The sequence below is a fragment of the Acinetobacter sp. Colony158 genome, from assembly GCF_019264745.1.
GTDB lineage: Bacteria > Pseudomonadota > Gammaproteobacteria > Pseudomonadales > Moraxellaceae > Acinetobacter > Acinetobacter ursingii.
In genome coordinates, this window is the sequence record NZ_CP078523.1 from 11,267 (window position 1) to 11,963 (window position 697).

The window sequence follows — 697 nt, forward strand, 5'->3', positions numbered from 1 at the left end:
CCAGTGTATAAACGACTTTTTGAGCAGTGGTCATANCCCTACTTCTTGTAATCTAGCGCGTACTACAGCATTGACTGGTGAACGTAATACACTTTGGCTTAATTGATATTCAATCAAATTCAGATTCGCCTGACTGACGTCAAATTGTGCTTTGGTGGCAGCCCGATCTTCAGCCCTTGCCCCTTTTTCTAACAAAACAAGATTGGCTTGTTGTTCTTTGACCGTGGCAGCAGCAGTCTTCTGGCTGGCTCTAGCAAATCGAGCTCCTGCTGACTCATGGCTTGCCCTGCGGTACTATTACTCAATGACTGTAAACGCTGAACATCTTTAGTGGCTTTTTCAAACTGTGCTTGTGCAGAAGCCAACTGTGCTTGAGCTTGGGTAATTTGTTCAGGTCGAGTGCCTACTTGCTGTGCAATAACGGCTTGTTTTTGTACATTCAATTGCGCTTGTGCTTGTTGTTTTTGTATATCAAGTGCATCGGTATTAAGCTCTGCCAATATTTGCCCTTGATGAACTTGATCACCTTCCTGAACATTTAAGCGCTGAATACGCCCCGCCTGTTCAAACGCCAATGACACTTGTCGAATATCAACATTGCCATACAAGGTCAACTCCTGTTCTGAAGATTTATCTTTATTCCAATACCAATAGGCTACAAATGCTAGGGCAATGATCAGAACGACCAATATAGTCA

At 43.4% G+C, this 697-nt stretch carries 1 pseudogene; it reads right to left on the reverse strand.

Annotation, left to right across the window (positions count from 1 at the left end):
* Nucleotides 1–692 (reverse strand): annotated as a pseudogene (locus JR005_RS00055) (biotin/lipoyl-binding protein); the annotation flags it as partial.
* Nucleotides 693–697 lie beyond the last annotated feature (5 nt).